At 36.9% G+C, this 601-nt stretch carries 1 protein-coding gene; it reads left to right on the forward strand.

Annotated elements, in window-relative coordinates; all coding sequences use genetic code 11:
• The coding region (locus AAGS61_RS20905) for a transposase (protein WP_391376603.1) at positions 1 to 520 on the forward strand (520 nt) is incomplete at its 5' end.
• Between the last annotated feature and the right edge of the window lie 81 nt (positions 521 to 601).

Here is a 601-nt window from a genome sequence, read left to right on the forward strand (position 1 = left end):
GTGTGATCAAATTCGAGACTATGCGACCCGTATTATGGATTTAGTGGAAAAGAAAGAAACGCTTGTGAAGCAAATGGTAGAAATGTCACAAGAACGAAAAGAATATCATGTGCTTCGTTCTATTCCCGGTGTTGGAGATACAACAGCCTGTCGATTGATTGGTGAATTAGGCGATATTCGACGCTTTCAAAATGCGAAACAATTAAATGCCTACGTAGGAATTGATATTATGCGTTATCAATCTGGCAACACACAGTACCGTGATCGGATCAATAAAAGAGGTAATAAGAAACTGCGGAAAATCTTATATTTCATGATTTGTACGATGATTACATTGCGGAGTAAGACAAATAATCATCTTGTGGATTATTACGATAAATTAAAAACGCAACCTCAGAGAAAGCCTCATAAGGTCGCGATTGTGGCATGTATCAATAAGTTTCTGAAAATGGCGTTTCAGTTAATGACACATGGCATTCTGTACGATTATGAGTCCGCACTACCAGCTCAGAAATCGTAATCAAAGTAATTTAACTATAGCACATTGACCTTTCGAAAAAAATAAAAATCGTGAGGTCTATTTGGCGTGCGTAATTTTTTT

Source organism: Lysinibacillus sp. KU-BSD001 (genome assembly GCF_042920265.1).
In the GTDB taxonomy this organism is placed as follows: domain Bacteria; phylum Bacillota; class Bacilli; order Bacillales_A; family Planococcaceae; genus Lysinibacillus_B.